The organism is Hartmannibacter diazotrophicus (assembly GCF_900231165.1).
In the GTDB taxonomy this organism is placed as follows: Bacteria; Pseudomonadota; Alphaproteobacteria; order Rhizobiales; family Pleomorphomonadaceae; genus Hartmannibacter; species Hartmannibacter diazotrophicus.
This window is the reverse complement of record NZ_LT960614.1, coordinates 2659524-2676345: the sequence shown is the minus strand read 5'-3', so window position 1 is coordinate 2676345 and position 16822 is coordinate 2659524. Positions and strand designations below refer to the sequence as shown.

Here is a 16822-nt window from a genome sequence, read left to right as displayed (position 1 = left end):
GCGAATTGAGCCGGACTTGCGCAGAAAAATGCGTATTCTTGAAAATTCTATCGATTTTCCAATCGTTTATTAACTGATCCTTTTAAGCGAATTCTCGGCATTTGCCCCTAGGGTCTCCTGCAACGACACCATGCAGGAGAAGAGCGGAATGTCGGGGGCTACATTGAGGGCTGACCTTCAGGCGCTGGTCGAAAGACAGTCGATCCTGGAGGATGACGTATTGATCCTTCGCCGTACGATGTTCGCGTCAGGACGCATTTCGGCGACCGACGCCGAGCAGCTTCTGTTGCTGGATCGTGCCATCACAAAGAAATCACCGGGTTTCGTGGCGCTGCTGCTGGAGGCCCTGATTGGCTTCACCTTGCGGCAGAGCGACCCCGTTGGACATATCGGCGAGGCGGGTGCGGACTGGCTGGTTCGCCATATCGCGGCGCGGGGCATCATCCACACCGATACCCAGCTCGAACTCCTGATCCGTGTGATCGACAAGGCGGATATCGCGCCTGTGCGTCTTTCGGTGCTGGCGCTCAGGCAGGTTCTGCTGGCCGTCATGGATGGCAAGGGACCGCTTGCGACACACCGGGCGCTGACGCCAGGCGTCATCGGCCAGGGCGATGTGGAGTTGATGCGCCGGATCGTCAACGCGCAGGCCAGCCAGCGCGCGGTCGGCGTCAGCCGTCAGGAGATGGAGGTGCTGTTCGATCTCAACGACCGCACCCGCGAGGCGGACAATCATCCTTCCTGGTCCGACTTCTTCGTCAAATGCGTGGTCAACTACTTCATGACGACGCGCGGCTTCCCGCCGCCGGAACGGGACGTGGTTCTCAGCCGGGCGACCTGGGTCGACGGCGCGGCGCCCGGCAGCAACACGCTTCTCGCTGCCCCGGTGGAGCGCATGCTTGCCGGCGGGCTCAAGGGCATCTGGTCGGCCTACAGGACCGGAGGCCAGGAGCCGATGGTCGGTGCCACCCTGCCGATGGATATCCGGCAGCAGCAGGCCGCGGTTTCGGCGGAAGGCGTCAAGTGGCTCGCCAACCGAATTGGCAAGACGGGCGAACTGCGCCGCAACGAACTGGCCCTCGTCGATTTCCTGCGCACCGAGAGCATGGACGTTCATCCCTCGCTCCAGCTTCTGCTCGATACGGCGGCCTGACGCGCTCCCCAGTACGTGCCGTCCGTGCGGATGACCGGCTCAGGGACGCGGCTTCGGCTGCGTCCTTATGCGCGCGATGATGAGTCTTTCGATCTGTTGCCGTCCTGTCATGATCTTGGGTACAACCGCTCTGCCAAAGGCATCGGATAAGTGCTGAAGAAAAGGCGGGCGAGGCATGTTTTCCAAGATTCTCATCGCGAACCGGGGCGAAATTGCCTGCCGCGTGATCAAGACGGCCAGGAAGATGGGGATCAAGACGGTCGCGGTCTTCTCTGACGCCGATCGGGATGCCATGCACGTCGCCATGGCCGACGAGGCGGTGCATATCGGTCCGCCGCCAGCCGCACAGTCCTACCTCCTGATCGACAAGATCGTGGACGCCTGCAAGCAGACGGGCGCCGAGGCCGTTCATCCGGGCTACGGCTTCCTGTCCGAACGCGCGGCGTTTCCCCGTGCGCTGGAGGCGGAAGGGATCGTGTTCATCGGGCCGAACCCGGTGGCGATCGACGCCATGGGCGACAAGATCGAATCGAAGAAATTCGCCAACGCCGCCAAGGTCTCGACCGTTCCCGGCTACCTCGGTGTTATCGAGGGGCCGGAGGAGGCGGTGAAGATCGCCGACGACATCGGCTATCCGGTGATGATCAAGGCGTCGGCCGGCGGTGGCGGCAAGGGCATGCGCATTGCCTGGAGCGCCGATGAAGTGGCCGACGGCTTTGCCCGCGCCAAGTCCGAGGCCGCGTCCTCCTTCGGCGACGACCGTGTCTTCATCGAGAAATTTATCACCAATCCGCGCCATATCGAGATCCAGTTGCTCGGCGACAAGCACGGCAACGTCATCTATCTCGGCGAGCGCGAATGCTCGATCCAGCGCCGAAACCAGAAGGTCATCGAGGAAGCGCCGTCGCCGCTGCTCGACGAGGCGACGCGCAAGGCGATGGGCGAGCAGTCGGTGGCTTTGGCCAAGGCGGTCGGCTACGACAGCGCCGGAACGGTGGAGTTTGTCGCCGGGCAGGACAAGAGCTTCTTCTTCCTGGAGATGAACACCCGCCTGCAGGTGGAACATCCCGTCACCGAGCTCATTACCGGCATCGATCTTGTGGAGCAGATGATCCGGGTGGCGGCGGGCGAGAAGCTGTCGATCACCCAGAGCGACGTCAAGCTCAAGGGCTGGGCTGTCGAAAGCCGCGTCTATGCCGAGGATCCCTATCGCAATTTCCTTCCGTCCACGGGCCGGCTGGTCAAATACCGGGCGCCGGAGGAGGGCGTCCGCGGCGACGTGACGGTGCGCAACGACACCGGCGTCGTCGAAGGCGCCGAGATCTCCATGTTCTACGATCCGATGATCGCCAAGCTCGTGACGCACGCGCCGAGCCGGATCGAGGCGATCGATGCGCAGGCGGAGGCACTCGACGAATTCCTGATCGACGGCATCCAGCCGAATATCCCGTTCCTCTCCGCGTTAATGCAGCATCCGCGCTGGCGGGCCGGCATGCTGTCCACGGGCTTCATCGCCGAAGAGTTCCCGGAGGGCTTTTCCGGCATCGACCTCAACGAAACGACCACCAAGGTGTTGGCTTCGGCGGCAATCGCGATGGAACTGGTGCGCCGCGAGCGCCTTGATGGGATTTCCGGGCGGCTGCGTCCGGCTTCCGGCAAATGGCGCGATGAGTGGGTTGTACGCCTCGGCCGGGAGATGATCCCCGTCAAGGTTCCGGAAGGATTCGCGGCCGTGCCGCTGGAGATTGACGTTGCCGTGGGCGAGGGGGCTCCTGTGGAGACCGTGACCTCCGAATGGCGGCCGGGCGATTCACTCTGGCGCGGAATGATCGGCGAGACCGAGGTGGCCGTCCAGGTGCGGCCGGCATCGTCCGGCATGCTCCTGTCGCACGGCGGCGTCACCACTTTCGCTCGCGTCATGACGCCGAAGATCGCCGAACTCGACGCCCTGATGCCGGTGAAGGTCCCGCCGGACATGTCGAAGTTCCTTCTCTGCCCGATGCCGGGGCTCGTCGTCTCGATCGCCGTCGACGAGGGACAGGAGGTCAAGACGGGCGAGATCCTGGCCGTCGTCGAGGCGATGAAGATGGAAAACGTGCTGAGGGCCGAGCGTGACGGCAAGATCGGCAAGATCAACGCCAAGCCCGGCGACAGCCTGGCGGTCGACGCGGTGATTCTCGAATTTGCGTGACGGCGTTCCCGCGTAGACAATGACGGCCTGCTCGTTGCCGATGAATGGGGAGGCTGCTGCGATGTCACGCACCGTGCTTGTGCGGATCACCGGTCGTGTCCAGGGCGTCGGTTACCGTGACTGGTGCCATCGTCGTGCCCGTGCGCTCGGGCTTTCCGGCTGGGTTCGCAATCGTCATTCCGGAGAGGTCGAAGCCCTCTTTGCCGGACCGGACGAGGCGGTCGGAATCATGCTTGCCGATTGCCGGAACGGGCCGTCGCTCGCCGTCGTCTCCGATGTGAACGCCGTCGATGCCGATGAGCCCGTCGCCCTGGGATTCGAGGTCCTGCCGACCGCCTGAGTCGCGGCCCTGAGTCGCAGCTCTGATTCCCAACGTCGAAGCGCGATTGCCTCATTATTTTTCTGCCACCTATGGCCGAACCGCCGCCTCGCAAGGCTTCCCTTGGCCGAATGCCGCTTTTGCGGCGGGTTCCGCGGCGGTGCCGTTACTGTGCCGGCAAAATTTACGCATGACATCTTGCATTCTGCTACGGCCGGGCGGCGCAATTTCAACACATTGCCTGACGATGCCCGCCAGCGGGCTGTGAATTTAAGTCTTTGTCAATGTTACCGAGGTGTAATCGCCATCAAGAAGTCGCCATCCCGAGTTGCCGGGTTTGGCGGCTGGAGCCTGAAATTTGATCGCGGGACAGGCTGTCCAGGGACGCTGTCTGACGCGACCGGGTTAACGATCGTTCGGCGAGACATCATAATGCGTGATACTTCAAGAGTTCGGCAGCTTAGGCTTTTTTCGGGAGTCGGTGCGCTCGCCCTGCTTTCGAGCGCTCTCGCAGGATGCAGCGGCGACGTTTCCCGATTCGACAGCTTCTTCGATCCGACGCCCAACCGCATGGCCACGATGGCAAGCGTGCAGCCGGGCGCTGACGTGGCCTATACAGGCTCGCTGCCCGATACCGCCACACCCGCGCCCAGCACCAGTGTATCGACGACGACGTTGCCGCCCGTGCAGGGTGCCGCGATCGGGCCGGCCTACGGCAGCGGTTCTCAGACGATTGCCGCGGCGCCGTCCGTTACCGACGCCGCCAGCAAGCCCATCGAGCCCGGCTGGTCACGCACCGGCGGGACCGTCGTCATGCTGCGCGACGGCGAGACGATCGATACTCTGTCGCGGCGCTACTCCGTGCCTCGCGATGCGATCATGAAGGTCAACGGCCTGACGAGCCCGTCGCAAGCTGTTGCCGGGTCCCAGGTCGTGATCCCGATCTACAATTCCGCAGGGCGCCAACTGGACCCGGCCGCATCCGCCATTTCGGGCCAGGTCGCCTCGACCGGTGCCGCGCCCAGCCGGACGACCGTTGCCGATAACGTCTACGTCGTGAAGCCGGGCGACTCGCTCGGACGCATCGCCAACAACCACGGCATGCGCTCCTCCGAGCTTGCGGCGGCGAACAACATCAAAGCGTCCGATCCGATTCGCATCGGCCAGAAGCTGATGATCCCCGCAAACGCCGCCCAGCCAAAGCAGGTGGCGTCGCTGGAAACGAACACGATGACGGACGCTGTCCGTTTGCCGCCGCAGCCGGCCCGAGCGCCGGCCGGTACCTCCGCTTCGGCCAGGTTGCCTGAAGGTGCGCCGGCGAAGCTGGAAGCCGCCAAGACGAATCCCCAAGCCACAGGTCTGACGCCGATGCCTGCTGCCGCCGCCCTGCCCAAGCACGAGCCCGCCCCAGAGACGACCGTCGCGAATGTCGCGCCTGCCGCCGAACCGGCGAAGACCCCGACGGCTGCCCAGACCGGCGACTCGCCGAGCTTCCGCTGGCCGGTGCAGGGGCGCATCATTTCCGCCTTCGGCAAGAAGCCCAATGGCGACCGCAATGACGGCATCAACCTCGATGCGCCGGAAGGAACGCCGATCAAGGCGGCGGAGGCCGGAACGGTCATCTACTCCGGCAACGAGCTCAAGGGCTACGGCAACCTGGTGCTGATCAAGCATCCGAACGGCATGGTTTCGGCCTATGCGCATGCCAGCGAACTGCTCGTCCGGCGCGGCGACAGCGTGAAGCGCGGCCAGATGATCGGCCGTGTCGGCGACACCGGCTCGGTGACGCGCCCGCAGCTCCATTTCGAACTGCGCGAGGGCAACCGCCCGATCGACCCGACCCCCTACATGTCGAGCTGATCGACCATTTAGAAATCTGGTCTGACGGAGAGCCGCTGTTCTAAAGGGACAGCGGCTTTTTCTGTCTTCCGGCGAGATCCTGGACGTATTGCCAGGCAACGCGCCCGGACCGTGCGCCGCGGGTCGTTGCCCATTCGAGCGCTTCGGCGCGGAGGTCTTCCGGATCGATCCGCAGGCCGAAGCGGTCGACGTAGCCGGTCACCATGGCAAGATATTCGTCTTGCGAGCACTTGTGGAAACCGAGCCAGAGGCCGAAACGGTCGGACAGGGACACCTTCTCCTCGACCGCCTCGCTGGGATTGATCGCCGTCGAGCGCTCGTTCTCCATCATGTCGCGGGGCAGGAGATGGCGCCGGTTGGACGTTGCGTAGAAGAGCACGTTTTCGGGGCGTCCCTCGATGCCGCCGTCAAGGACGGCCTTCAGCGACTTGTAGCTGGTGTCGTCGTGGTCGAAGGAGAGGTCGTCGCAGAAGATGACGAAGCGGAACGGTGCCGGGCGCAGCAGCATCATGAGGTCCGGCAGGCTCTCGATTTCCTCGCGGTGAATCTCGATCAGCTTGAGCGGCGAGGCGTCCGGAGCAAGCCGGGCGTTCACATCGGCCTGCGCGGCCTTGACGAGCGACGACTTGCCCATGCCGCGCGCGCCCCAGAGCAGCACGTTGTTGGCCGGAAAGCCCTCGGCGAAACGCTCGGTGTTTTCGACCAGAATGTCCCTGCTGCGATCGATTCCCTTGAGCAAGCCGATCTCGACCCGGTTGACGCGCTCGACGGGCTGGAGACGGCGCATCGACGCCTGCCAGACGAAGGCGTCGGCTGCCTTGAAGTCGGGTTTTGCGAGAGCGGGCGGGACGGCTCGTTCAAGGACATCGATCAGACGTTCCAGGCGGCTGCTCAGGACTTCAAGCGCTTCGGTTTCCACCATGACCTCTTCCGGACTTCAGACATTTTGGGCGTTGGACGACGGGGCGATGTTCAAAGACCCCTCATCGGCGTGGAACATCTGATAGCCGACGACGAGCGCCGCGCAAACCGCGATCCAGAAGAGAGCCGATTTCAGATGGGTGCGCGGGCCGGCCCGCGAAGCGACGACACCGCCCGAGACAAGCAGGAGAATGGCGGTCAACTGCGCCAGCCGGGCGAAATTATCCGAACTCATGCCGGCGATCGTCCCACCGTCGCCGAAAAGGAGGAGGATGGTGAGTGCGCCGAAGATGATGGCAAGGCCGGCGAGGAAAACGGGATTGCGCATCAGTTCTCTCCGCTCAGTCTGCCGCGGCGGTCCGGCAGCGAGCGCATCACGGTCTGCCGTTCCGATTCGGTCAGCGCGCCCCAGCGGGCGATTTCGTCCAGCGTGCGCAGGCAGCCTCGGCAAAGGCCGGATGTCTCGTCGATGACGCATATCTTGACGCAGGGGGATGAAATCGGGGGCATGGATCGTCTGGTGCACGCTCTTTGAGGGAAAGGATCGGGCTGTCTGCGGCGCCACAGCCGGCGGATTGATTGTCGCCACTTCCCTTAGATAGTCGTTCCATTCGTCCGGTGAAACCATGCGCCCGTCCAGTGCGACAAGCTGAGCCGCCTTGAATGAAAAGAGCGCCGGCGATGCCTCGCCGACGCTCGTTCCTCATGGTCATCCGGGACGGTTGGATCAGGCGGCCTCGATCCTGCGCAGGAAGGCGTTGACCGCATTGCGCAGCTCCGCCGTCTGGCTCGCAACGGCGCTGCTTGTGTCGCGAACGCCATCGGACGATCTCTTGGCGGCTTCCAGTCCGCTGCGCATGGCCTGCATGTTCTCGGTCACGTCGTCGGTGCGCTGCGAGGTTGTTTGAACGCTGCGCGCGATTTCGGATGTGGCCGTTCCCTGTTGCGACACGGATGCCGCGATCGACGCCGTATGGCTGTTGACGGTACGCATGCGGTCGCTGATATCGCCGATCGCCGAAACCGCGTCGCCGGTTGCCGCCTGGATGGCCGCAATCTGGCTGCTGATTTCGTCCGTCGCCTTGGCCGTCTGGGTGGCGAGTTCCTTGACCTCGGCCGCAACCACGGCAAAGCCCTTGCCAGCTTCCCCCGCGCGGGCGGCTTCGATGGTGGCGTTGAGCGCCAGAAGATTGGTCTGCTCGGCGATGTCCTGGATCAGGCTGACGACGGCTCCAATCTTGTCGGCGGCCGTTGCCAGTCCCGTAATCCTCTGGTTGGTCGCATCCGCGTGGGCCGACGCATTGGAGACGATTTCTGTGGTCGTGCCGACCTGGCGGCCAATCTCGCCGATCGAGGTTGCCAGCTCTTCCGCCGCCGCCGCGACGGCCTGCACGTTGCTGGCAACGTCGGCGGCTGCGCTCTCAGTCTTCTCCGCGGTCGATTGCGAGGACCCGAACGAGGCATCGAGGGTGGTGACGGACGATTGCAGGGCGTTCGATGCCTTCTCCAGGGAGGCGAAATAGCCTTCCGTCGTCTGCCGGAACTCCTGGGAGACGCGGGTCATCATCTGCTTCTGTTCCAGCTTGGCTGCCGCATCCTGTTCAATCAGATCGCGCGACATTTCGTTCTGGCGCGACAATGCCTTGCGGAAGGCGGCAAGGGCCTCCCTGAGATCGCCGAGTTCGTCGCTGGAAGACCAGTCGGGCATCGGGGCATTCTGGTCGCCGGCTGCCAGCGACATTGCCACTTTCCCCAGAGCGGCCGTGCGCGCGGAAATGCGGTATTGGGCGAAGAACATTCCCGCCACCGTCACGACGGCGAGCAGGAGCGCCGTGACGAGCACGGTTCTGTTGGTGGCGGCGACTTCCGCCTTCAACTCCGCAAGACCGGCGGTCATGTCGTGGTGGATTGCCTCCTCGGCTTCGTCCGCCGTTTGGAGGAGAGTGTCGAACGCCTCATCGAACTGTTGATCGGCGGGCGTGCCGGCACCACCGGCCGCGGCGTCGCGGCCGTCGTAGCGGGCGTGCGCGACCTTGATGAATTCGCCGAGCTTGGCTTTCGTTTCCTCGATCTTTTCCCGAACGACGGGCGACCGGGTTGGAACGAAGGAGCCTTCGCTGTTGCTGCCGCCGTTCAAAATGGCATTGGCATAAAAGAGGCTCTCGTCCAGCAGCGACCAGACCTCGGCGATATCCTCGGACGTATCGCCGGCCATGATTTCTTCAAAGAGCAGATGCGAGCGCGTCGCCGCGAGCTTGATCTCCATGGCCGCATCGCCAAGGGGGGCAAGATCCTCGCCGACCTGGATGCCGAGATCGGCAACGCTGCGGACAGACGCATAGCCGACATAGCCCAAACCGCCGCCAAGGCAGAGCAGGGCTCCAAATAGAAATCCAAGCTTCCGTGAAATTGTCAGTCGCATTTCTTCCTCGCGCGCTCAGGCCATAAGAAGAATTGCGCATTGTTCGGTTTATAAGCCGTAAATCGAACGACATAACCGGAAACGCCAAGGCGCTTCCGTGCATTAGGGAAGATTGCTCATCCCGTGGGGCTTTCCGCTATATGAAACAACATGCTGTCATGCGCGGATATCGCCAGAGGCACTGGGTTCGGCGTTGCGCCAAACAGTCAGCTCGCCACGACCTGCAATAAAAAACGGCGGGAACATGGATGTTCCCGCCGCCCAATTCTTCAAGCCGTCGTGCCCGACGACAGACGCGCCTCAGACCGAGTAGTAGAGGTCGAACTCGACCGGGTGCGGCGTCATCTCGTAGCGCATGTTCTCTTCCATCTTCAGCTCGATGAAGCTGTCGATGAAATCGTCGTCCATGACGCCACCGGCCTTCAGGAAGTCGCGGTCCGCGTCGAGCGCGGAGAGCGCCTCGCGCAGGGAGCCGGCGACGGTCGGGATCGCCTTCAGTTCCTCTGCAGGAAGGTCGTAGAGGTTCTTGTCCATCGCGTCGCCGGGATGGATCTTGTTCTTGATGCCGTCGAGGCCAGCCATCAGCAGCGCGGTGAAGCAGAGATACGGGTTCGCCGACGGATCGGGGAAGCGGGTCTCGACGCGCTTGGCCTTCGGGTTGGTCGTGTAGGGGATACGGCAGGAGGCCGAACGGTTGCGCGCCGAGTAGGCGAGCAGCACGGGGGCCTCATAGCCCGGGACCAGACGCTTGTAGGAGTTGGTCGACGGGTTGGAGAAGGCGTTGATCGCCTTGGCGTGCTTCAGGATGCCGCCGATGTAGAAGAGGCAGGTTTCCGAAAGGTCCGCATACTGGTTGCCGGCGAAGACCGGCTTGCCGTCCTTCCAGATCGACTGGTGCACGTGCATGCCCGAGCCATTGTCGCCGAAGACAGGCTTCGGCATGAAGGTGGCGGTCTTGCCATAGGCGTTGGCGACCTGATGGATCACATACTTGTAGATCTGCGTCTGATCGGCCATGCGGGTCAGCGTGTTGAACTTCATGCCGAGTTCATGCTGCGCCGAGGCGACCTCGTGGTGATGCTTCTCCACGGTGACGCCCATCTCGGCCATGACCGAGAGCATCTCGGAACGCATGTCCTGCAGGCTGTCCACCGGCGGCACCGGGAAATAGCCGCCCTTGGTGCGGACGCGGTGGCCGAGGTTGCCGATCTCGTAATCCGTATCGGAGTTGGTCGGCAGTTCGACGCTGTCGAGCCGGAAGCCGGTGTTGTAGGGTTCGGCTGCGAACTTCACGTCGTCGAAGACGAAGAATTCCGCTTCGGGGCCGAAGAAGACCGTGTCGCCGATGCCGGCGCCGGCCATGTAGGCCTCGGCCTTCTTGGCGATCGAGCGGGGGTCGCGGTTGTAGGGCTCGCCGGAGATCGGATCGACCACGTCGCAGGTGATGACCAGCGTCGACTGGGCGAAGAAGGGATCCATGTGTGCCGTCTCGGGGTCGAGAATCAGCGTCATGTCCGACTCGTTGATGGCCTTCCAGCCAGCAATCGAAGACCCGTCGAAGGCGGTGCCCTCGGCGAACATGTCTTCATCCACAAGGCCCACGTCGAAGGTCACGTGTTGCATCTTGCCGCGAGGATCGGTGAAGCGCAGGTCAACGAACTTGACGTCGTTGTCCTTGATCATTTTGAGGACGTCGGCTGCGGTCGTCATTAGCCTTCCCTTTGAATCTCAGGGTTGTTGCTTTTGGTGGTCCGCAATATAGGCCGAATGATGGAGACGGCAAATCGCGGACGCTCAGGCCCGCGAAACTAAGCAGGTTTTGGCCGGCAAGCCAATGCCTTGCCAGCCGGACCCACCGCAAATTTTGAGAAAACGGACAAAGCCGGCGGATCCATGATCCGCCGGCTTCGATCAGATTGCGTCGTTGCCAGTCTCGCCGGTTCGAATGCGAACGGCTTCCTCGACGGGGGAGACGAAAATCTTGCCATCGCCGATGCGGCCCGTCTGGGCGGCGGTGCGGATGGCTTCGACGGCCTTTTCGACCATTTCGGTCGGAAGAACGATCTCGACTTTCACCTTGGGCAGGAAATCGACGACATATTCGGCGCCGCGATAGAGCTCGGTATGCCCCTTCTGCCGACCGAAACCCTTGGCTTCGGTCACGGTGATGCCCTGGAGGCCGACCTCCTGCAATGCCTCCTTCACCTCGTCGAGTTTGAAAGGCTTTATGATTGCCTCGATTTTTTTCATCGCCTCCTTCTCTCCGTCGTCAGCGGGGCCGCACAGGGCCAGACAGAAAACTGGTCACACCCTAGCATGGCTTGTGCCAGTCGGGGTGGTTTCCAAGAAATGGCCAAAATGCTGAGAAAAGAGGCGATAAACATTGGATGCGATGCGGCCTACAAATTCTTTTGTCCAATTGGTTGATGAAAAAACAGTCATTTGCATAATAATTATACATATGCGGACCCGAATGTGCACAATTCGCCCGGTCGGGCCTTATGCCAGGTCCCCGGCAACTGCTGCGGTCGTCCGCTGATTTGACGCAACGATAGGCCATGCTAAGCCTGACCGGAACAGGGGTGCGATGCCGGTGGCCGCGTCGGTCCGGCAGATTTCTGCTGGCAGACATACGGCCGGCCGACAAGGAGAGACATGGTGCTGGAAGGCGAAGGCTCGATATTCGCGGCGGCCGGTCCTCATCTGCTGCTGCGGCCTGACGAGATGGGCCGCGCCGACAGCATGACCATCGAGAAGGGGACGAGCGGCAGCACCCTGATGGAGAATGCCGGACTGGCAATCGCCGACGATGTGGTGGCCCGCCATCGCCATGGCACGCGGGTGACGGTCGTCTGCGGTCCAGGCAACAACGGCGGCGACGGCTTTGTGGCGGCCCGTGTACTGGCACAGCGGGGGATGGTCGTGCGCCTCTTGCTTCTTGGTGATACGGATAGGCTCACCGGCGATGCCGCGATCGCGGCGAAACGCTGGCGGGGGACCATTGAGCCCGTCAGCGAGACGGCGATCATGGCGGCGGACGTCGTCATCGATGCGATTTTCGGCGCAGGCCTCGCCCGGCCGGTCGAAGGGCGCGCGGCCGAGGCAATCGGCTGGATCAATGCCGCCCGCCGTGGCGGCGCCTCGGTCATTGCGGTGGATCTGCCGAGCGGCATCGATGGTCGCACGGGCGAGATCCTGGGCATCGCTGTCGAGGCGGACCGCAGCGTCACCTTCTTCCGGCGCAAGCCGGGCCACCTTCTGTTGCCCGGACGGGTGAATGCGGGGCGGGTCGTCGTCGCCGACATCGGCATCAAGCCTTCAGTGCTCGGCGCCATCCGGCCGATGGCGGCGGCCAACCATCCCGATCTCTGGAAGGACAAATGGCCGCGCAAGTCGATTGCCGGCCACAAGTATTCAGGCGGCAGCGCCGTCGTTGCCTGCGGCGGCGTCGAGGCGACGGGGGCGGCGCGGCTGGCCGCCGGCGCCGCGCTGAGGGCCGGGGCGGGGCTGGTGACGGTCACTGCGCCCGGCGAGGCGCTGCCTCTGGTGGCCGGATTCCTTGCCGCGCTCATCACCCGCCGCTGCGACGATCCCGATCGGTTCGGCGAACTGGTCTCCGATCCGCGCCTGACGGCGATTGTGCTTGGCCCGGCGCTCGGCGTTGGCGAGGCGACGCGGCAGATGGTGCGTCTTGCGCTGGGCACAGCCGCGGCCGTCGTTCTCGATGCCGATGCCCTGACGAGTTTCGAGGATGATCCGGGCGCTCTGTTTGCCCTCGTGCGCGGCCGGCCGGCGGGGACGGTGATGACGCCGCATTCCGGCGAATTCCGGCGGCTCTTCAAGGGTGCAGGCGGGCAGGGCGCGTCCAAGCTCGATGCTGCCCGTGCGGCCGCGGAGGTCTCCGGGGGCGTCGTTGTCTTCAAGGGCGCCGATACTGTGATCGCCGGGCCGGACGGCTTCTGCCTCGTCAACGAGAACGCGCCGGCGGATCTCGCGACGGCGGGGTCGGGCGACGTCCTGGCCGGCATCATTGGCGGTCTGCTCGCCCAGGGGATCGGCGCGAGGGAGGCGGCGGCCATGGGCGTCTACATGCATGGCATGGCCGGCAACGTCGCCGGCCCCGGGCTCGTCGCCGACGATCTTGTCGAGGCGATCCGTGCCGTCAGGGCCGCGCCGCCCTTCGAAGACTGATCGGTTGCCGGGCCGATTGTCCCGCGATCCGGGTCAGGGCATCATTCATCCGTCTAACGCCGAAAATGGCCGCTCTTTTTGCTTTCTCCGCCCTGGCACTGGTGTTATAGAGGCGGCGCCTTGGGCCATGGCCGCACGGGAGGCTCGTTGTCGCGGGCGTGGTGGAACTGGTAGACACGCTGGATTTAGGTTCCAGTGGCTTTGCCGTGGGGGTTCAAATCCCTCCGCCCGCACCAGCCGGCCGTCGCCGTTTCCGTCGCCAGCGGACGTTTCGAGACTTTGCGGCGATTTCCTTTTTGGTGGATCGCCGAAAGGCAGCGCGGCGGACGTGTCGTCCCGATGCATTTCGAGTTTGGACCCTGTTCGGCTCGCGGATGGCTCAGGCCCGTTCGCCGGATATGGCCCTTTACGGACTAGCCGCAATCGGGGCTGCTGTCCGCAAATGAAGAATTCCGGCGGGCCGCCCTCGCAGCCGAGCGAGGCGAACGGCAGGCCCTCGACGAGTGACAAGGACGAAAGACAAACCGATGCAGGTGACCGAGAAAGTTTCCGACGGCCTCAAGCGCCAACTTGAGATCGTCGTCCCCGCGAGCGAGCTTGCCGACAAGCTGGACACCTATCTCAACGACCTCAAGGGCCGTGTTCAGCTCAAGGGATTCCGTCCGGGCAAGGTTCCCCTTGGTCACGTCAAGAAGCTCTACGGCAAGTCGGCGATGGCCGAGATCGTCAACACTACGATCGGCGAGACGACCAGCGAGGCCCTTAAGGAGCGCGGCGAGAAGTCGGCGATCCAGCCGGCCATCGATCTGGCCGACGAAGAGGCCGAGAAGGTGCTGGACGGCGGCGTCGATCTCGCTTTCTCCATGAGCTACGAGATCATCCCCGAGTTCGAGGTTGCCTCGATCGAGGGGATCACGATCGAGCGTCCGATCGCGGACGTTTCGGACGAGGAAGTCGAAGAGCAGCTCAAGAAGATCGCCGAGGGTTCCGTCACCTATGAGCCGCGCGCCGAAGGGGCCGCGGCCGAGAATGGCGACCGCGTGAAGCTTTCCTATCTCGGCAAGGTCGACGGCGAGCCCTTCCAGGGCGGCGCGGACGACGAGGCCTATCTGACGCTCGGATCGGGCCGGTTCATTCCGGGCTTCGAGGAGCAGCTTGTCGGCGCCAAGGTCGGCGACAAGAAGATCATCGAGGTCACGTTCCCCGAGGACTATCCGGCTCCGGATCTCAAGGGCAAGGCGGCGACCTTCGACATCGAAGTGTTCGAGGTGGCGGCACCCAACGAGATGGTCCTCGACGATGCCTTCGCCGCGACGCTCGGCATTGAGTCGATCGACAAGCTCAAGGAGCTGATCCGCGACCAGATCCAGAGCCAGTATGGTGCGCAGACGCGCCAGAAGGTGAAGCGCCAGCTTCTCGATGCGCTCGACGGCCTTTATTCCTTCGACCTGCCGCCGACGCTGGTCCAGCAGGAGTTCGACATCATCTGGCAGCAGGTGAGCCAGGACATGCAGAACGCCGGCAAGACCTTCGAGGACGAAGACACCACGGAGGAGAAGGCGCGCGAGGAATACACGAAGATCGCCGAGCGGCGCGTTCGCCTCGGCCTCGTCCTGTCGAAGATCGGCGAGGAGGCGGAGGTCAAGGTCAACGAGCAGGAGCTTCAGCGTGCGCTCATCCAGCGCGCCCAGCAGTTCCCGGGCCAGGAGCGCGAGGTGATCGAGTATTACCGCAAGGACGCTCAGGCCCTTGCCTCGCTGCAGGCTCCGGTCTTCGAGGAAAAGGTGGTCGACCACCTTCTGTCCCAGGTCACGGTCACCGACAAGACCGTTGCCAAGGACGAGCTCTTCGCCGACGAAGAGGAAGAGGCTGCCGCGGTCTGATCGACTGCCAGCGACTGAAATCTGATGGAAAGGCCGGACCTTCGCCTTGGCGGGTCCGGCCTTTTCTGTTTGCGAATGGGCCGGACCGGGCGCAGTCGACGCGGCCTGGGACAACATGACCAAATGTGATTTCGGCGTCATGCGCCTAGGCGTTATAGAAGCCGCGTGATAGCGAGGAACGAGAGCAAGGAACGATATCGGGCATGACTGCGGATCTGACCATCTGGGCTGCGTTTCTCGCCGGAATTCTTTCCTTCGTCTCGCCCTGCGTCTTGCCGCTGGTCCCGCCCTATCTCGGTTTCCTGGCCGGTGCGACGATCGAGGACCTGCAGGGCACGGATGCCGGCGGATCGGCCGCGCGCCGGCGGGCGGTCTTTGTGGCGGTGTTCTTCGTTCTCGGCTTTTCGACGGTCTTCGTCTCGCTCGGTGCGACGGCCTCCGTGGTGGGGCAGCTTCTGGCCCGGCATGCCGGCGAACTGGCGCTTGTCGCCGGCATCGTCATCATCATCATGGGCCTGCATTTCCTCGGCCTCTTCCGGATCGGGCTGCTCTATCGCGAGGCCCGCTTCAACACGGCGTCGATCAAGGCCGGACCGCTCGGCGCCTACCTGATGGGCCTTGCCTTCGCCTTCGGCTGGACGCCCTGCATCGGGCCGATCCTCGGTGTGATCCTGACGATTGCTGGCTCGCGTGAAACGGTGGGCGAGGGCGCTTTCATGCTCGCGGTCTACTCCGCTGGCCTCGGGGTGCCGTTCATCGCGAGCGCGCTCTTTGCCGGAGCCTTCCTGTCGTTCCTGCGCCGCTTCCGTAGCCGGCTCGGGATGGTGGAAAAGGCGATGGGCTTGGTCCTGGTCGTTACCGGCGTGCTTTTCGTCACCGGCGACATGCAGCAGATTTCCTTCTGGCTGCTGGAAACCTTCCCGCAATTGCAGACGCTCGGCTGATCGCCGCAACGTCCGAGATCCATCAAAGGCGGCGGGAGCCAAGGCTCAGCGCAGATCGAGTGGCTGTCCCAAGAAGAAGGCCGGGCTGCAGGCAAGGCCTGCAGCCTCGACGCGGCCGCAGTTTTCCGCCGCCGTCGCGGCGTTGCGGTAGGGACCGGCGACGAGGACCAGCTCAGTCCGGCCGCCGCGGTCGCGCACCGTGGCAACGGCATCCAGCCCCCTGAAGAGTGCCGGTTTTTCGGAGACGACCTGGCGCCAGCGTGCCCTCAGGCTGCGCAGGTCGTCGAAGGTGCCGAGTTCCATGCCGAAGCGGGTCTGCATCGCCTTTTCGTCGGCGCGCTGCTGCAACGTGTCAGGGGCGGACTGGGGCGTCGGCGCAGGGTCCGCCCTGCGGATAGGGTTGATGCTTCCGGTGTATTCGTCGAAGTTCTTTTTTTCCAGGGTGTCGACGCGCAGAACCAGATCGTCGTTCTGCTGGCGCATAACGTCGAGGCTCTTGCGCATGGAGACGAGGTCATCGCGCAACTTGGCGACCTCTTCCTTCAACTGCGTATAGGGGCCGTTTTCGGGATCGCTTTTGTCGCGCACCGTCACGGCGGCGATCGTATCGCCGGCTTCTTCGGGCGCGGTTGGCGGCAGGGCGCTGTCGTCGTAGATAGCGGCGTTTGCGGGATTGCGCTCGGGCGTTCCGTAGATGAGAGCGACGATGACGACGAACAGCATGAAGCCGGCGAGAAGCGCCCACAGCAGAACGACCATGCCGCTCGGCTCTGATTTCGTTTCCGGGCCGAACAAATCGTCGAAATGATTGCCGCGGTTACTCACAACCCTAGCGTCCTCTGCCCCGAGGCGAGCAGGCTGACCGAATCCCCCTCTGCCGCATCGTATGAGGAAACGCTATGGCTTTGCCAACGGCAAGTCATTTCAGAACTAAGGGA

At 63.6% G+C, this 16822-nt stretch carries 14 protein-coding genes and 1 tRNA gene; 8 read left to right on the top strand and 7 right to left on the bottom strand.

Translation table 11 applies throughout. The features are described 5' to 3' along the window. The first annotated feature begins 148 nt into the window (after positions 1-148). The 4 genes from HDIA_RS12520 (at position 149) to HDIA_RS12505 (ending at position 5523) form a co-directional block, all read left to right on the top strand. Complete coding sequence (locus tag HDIA_RS12520; RefSeq protein WP_157775560.1) at positions 149-1153, top strand: hypothetical protein; 1005 nt, start codon at positions 149-151, stop codon at positions 1151-1153. A 175-nt stretch (positions 1154-1328) separates the two neighbouring features. Then, entirely contained in the window at positions 1329-3344 is a 2016-nt protein-coding gene (locus HDIA_RS12515; protein WP_099556470.1) for an acetyl-CoA carboxylase biotin carboxylase subunit, read from the top strand. Between the two features lie 61 nt (positions 3345-3405). Further along, positions 3406-3684 (top strand): acylphosphatase, encoded by a 279-nt coding sequence (locus HDIA_RS12510; RefSeq protein ID WP_099556469.1) that lies wholly within the window; start codon positions 3406-3408, stop codon positions 3682-3684. A 411-nt stretch (positions 3685-4095) separates the two neighbouring features. Beyond that, positions 4096-5523: a peptidoglycan DD-metalloendopeptidase family protein gene (locus HDIA_RS12505; RefSeq protein WP_099556468.1), complete on the top strand. Its 1428-nt coding sequence runs from the start codon at positions 4096-4098 to the stop codon at positions 5521-5523. Positions 5524-5563: 40 nt separating this feature from the next. Here HDIA_RS12505 and HDIA_RS12500 read toward each other — a convergent pair whose 3' ends face one another. The 6 genes from HDIA_RS12500 to HDIA_RS12475 all read right to left on the bottom strand — a co-directional run bounded on the left by HDIA_RS12500 (position 5564) and on the right by HDIA_RS12475 (position 11116). Continuing rightward, the gene (locus HDIA_RS12500; RefSeq protein ID WP_099556467.1) at positions 5564-6445 is read right to left on the bottom strand and encodes an ATP-binding protein; all 882 of its coding nucleotides are present in this window, start codon (positions 6443-6445) and stop codon (positions 5564-5566) included. A gap of 15 nt (positions 6446-6460) precedes the next feature. After that, the gene (locus HDIA_RS12495) at positions 6461-6772 is read right to left on the bottom strand and encodes a hypothetical protein (RefSeq protein WP_099556466.1); all 312 of its coding nucleotides are present in this window, start codon (positions 6770-6772) and stop codon (positions 6461-6463) included. Further along, entirely contained in the window at positions 6772-6954 is a 183-nt protein-coding gene (locus HDIA_RS12490) for a DUF1289 domain-containing protein (RefSeq protein ID WP_099556465.1), read from the bottom strand. The genes HDIA_RS12495 and HDIA_RS12490 overlap by 1 nt, the downstream gene beginning before the upstream one ends. A gap of 217 nt (positions 6955-7171) precedes the next feature. Then, entirely contained in the window at positions 7172-8866 is a 1695-nt protein-coding gene (locus tag HDIA_RS12485; RefSeq protein WP_099556464.1) for a methyl-accepting chemotaxis protein, read from the bottom strand. A gap of 300 nt (positions 8867-9166) precedes the next feature. Further along, complete coding sequence (gene glnA, locus HDIA_RS12480; RefSeq protein ID WP_099556463.1) at positions 9167-10576, bottom strand: type I glutamate--ammonia ligase; 1410 nt, start codon at positions 10574-10576, stop codon at positions 9167-9169. Between the two features lie 201 nt (positions 10577-10777). Next, positions 10778-11116: a P-II family nitrogen regulator gene (locus HDIA_RS12475; RefSeq protein WP_099556462.1), complete on the bottom strand. Its 339-nt coding sequence runs from the start codon at positions 11114-11116 to the stop codon at positions 10778-10780. Between the two features lie 405 nt (positions 11117-11521). On the opposite strand from HDIA_RS12475, the gene HDIA_RS12470 reads away from it, so the two are divergent. The 4 genes from HDIA_RS12470 (at position 11522) to HDIA_RS12455 (ending at position 15884) form a co-directional block, all read left to right on the top strand. Beyond that, on the top strand, positions 11522-13057 hold the full coding sequence (locus tag HDIA_RS12470; RefSeq protein ID WP_173796224.1) for an NAD(P)H-hydrate dehydratase: 1536 nt from the start codon (positions 11522-11524) through the stop codon (positions 13055-13057). Between the two features lie 152 nt (positions 13058-13209). Then, a tRNA-Leu gene (locus tag HDIA_RS12465) sits at positions 13210-13293 on the top strand. Between the two features lie 291 nt (positions 13294-13584). Continuing rightward, positions 13585-14940 (top strand): trigger factor, encoded by a 1356-nt coding sequence (tig, locus tag HDIA_RS12460; protein WP_099556461.1) that lies wholly within the window; start codon positions 13585-13587, stop codon positions 14938-14940. Positions 14941-15143: 203 nt separating this feature from the next. Then, positions 15144-15884: a cytochrome c biogenesis CcdA family protein gene (locus HDIA_RS12455; RefSeq protein ID WP_099556460.1), complete on the top strand. Its 741-nt coding sequence runs from the start codon at positions 15144-15146 to the stop codon at positions 15882-15884. A gap of 45 nt (positions 15885-15929) precedes the next feature. Here HDIA_RS12455 and HDIA_RS12450 read toward each other — a convergent pair whose 3' ends face one another. Further along, positions 15930-16643, bottom strand: a complete 714-nt coding sequence (locus tag HDIA_RS12450; RefSeq protein WP_099556459.1) for a hypothetical protein — start codon at positions 16641-16643, stop codon at positions 15930-15932. Positions 16644-16822 lie beyond the last annotated feature (179 nt).

Coding starts and splice junctions, on each gene's coding strand:
- HDIA_RS12450 (WP_099556459.1), bottom strand. CDS start 16,643: ATGGTCGTTCTGCTGTGGGCGCTTCTCGCCGGCTTCATGCTGTTCGTC.
- HDIA_RS12470 (WP_173796224.1), top strand. CDS start 11,522: ATGGTGCTGGAAGGCGAAGGCTCGATATTCGCGGCGGCCGGTCCTCAT.
- HDIA_RS12500 (WP_099556467.1), bottom strand. CDS start 6,445: ATGGTGGAAACCGAAGCGCTTGAAGTCCTGAGCAGCCGCCTGGAACGT.
- HDIA_RS12510 (WP_099556469.1), top strand. CDS start 3,406: ATGTCACGCACCGTGCTTGTGCGGATCACCGGTCGTGTCCAGGGCGTC.
- HDIA_RS12495 (WP_099556466.1), bottom strand. CDS start 6,772: ATGCGCAATCCCGTTTTCCTCGCCGGCCTTGCCATCATCTTCGGCGCA.
- HDIA_RS12455 (WP_099556460.1), top strand. CDS start 15,144: ATGACTGCGGATCTGACCATCTGGGCTGCGTTTCTCGCCGGAATTCTT.
- HDIA_RS12520 (WP_157775560.1), top strand. CDS start 149: ATGTCGGGGGCTACATTGAGGGCTGACCTTCAGGCGCTGGTCGAAAGA.
- tig (WP_099556461.1), top strand. CDS start 13,585: ATGCAGGTGACCGAGAAAGTTTCCGACGGCCTCAAGCGCCAACTTGAG.
- HDIA_RS12485 (WP_099556464.1), bottom strand. CDS start 8,866: ATGCGACTGACAATTTCACGGAAGCTTGGATTTCTATTTGGAGCCCTG.
- HDIA_RS12490 (WP_099556465.1), bottom strand. CDS start 6,954: ATGCCCCCGATTTCATCCCCCTGCGTCAAGATATGCGTCATCGACGAG.
- HDIA_RS12475 (WP_099556462.1), bottom strand. CDS start 11,116: ATGAAAAAAATCGAGGCAATCATAAAGCCTTTCAAACTCGACGAGGTG.
- HDIA_RS12505 (WP_099556468.1), top strand. CDS start 4,096: ATGCGTGATACTTCAAGAGTTCGGCAGCTTAGGCTTTTTTCGGGAGTC.
- glnA (WP_099556463.1), bottom strand. CDS start 10,576: ATGACGACCGCAGCCGACGTCCTCAAAATGATCAAGGACAACGACGTC.
- HDIA_RS12515 (WP_099556470.1), top strand. CDS start 1,329: ATGTTTTCCAAGATTCTCATCGCGAACCGGGGCGAAATTGCCTGCCGC.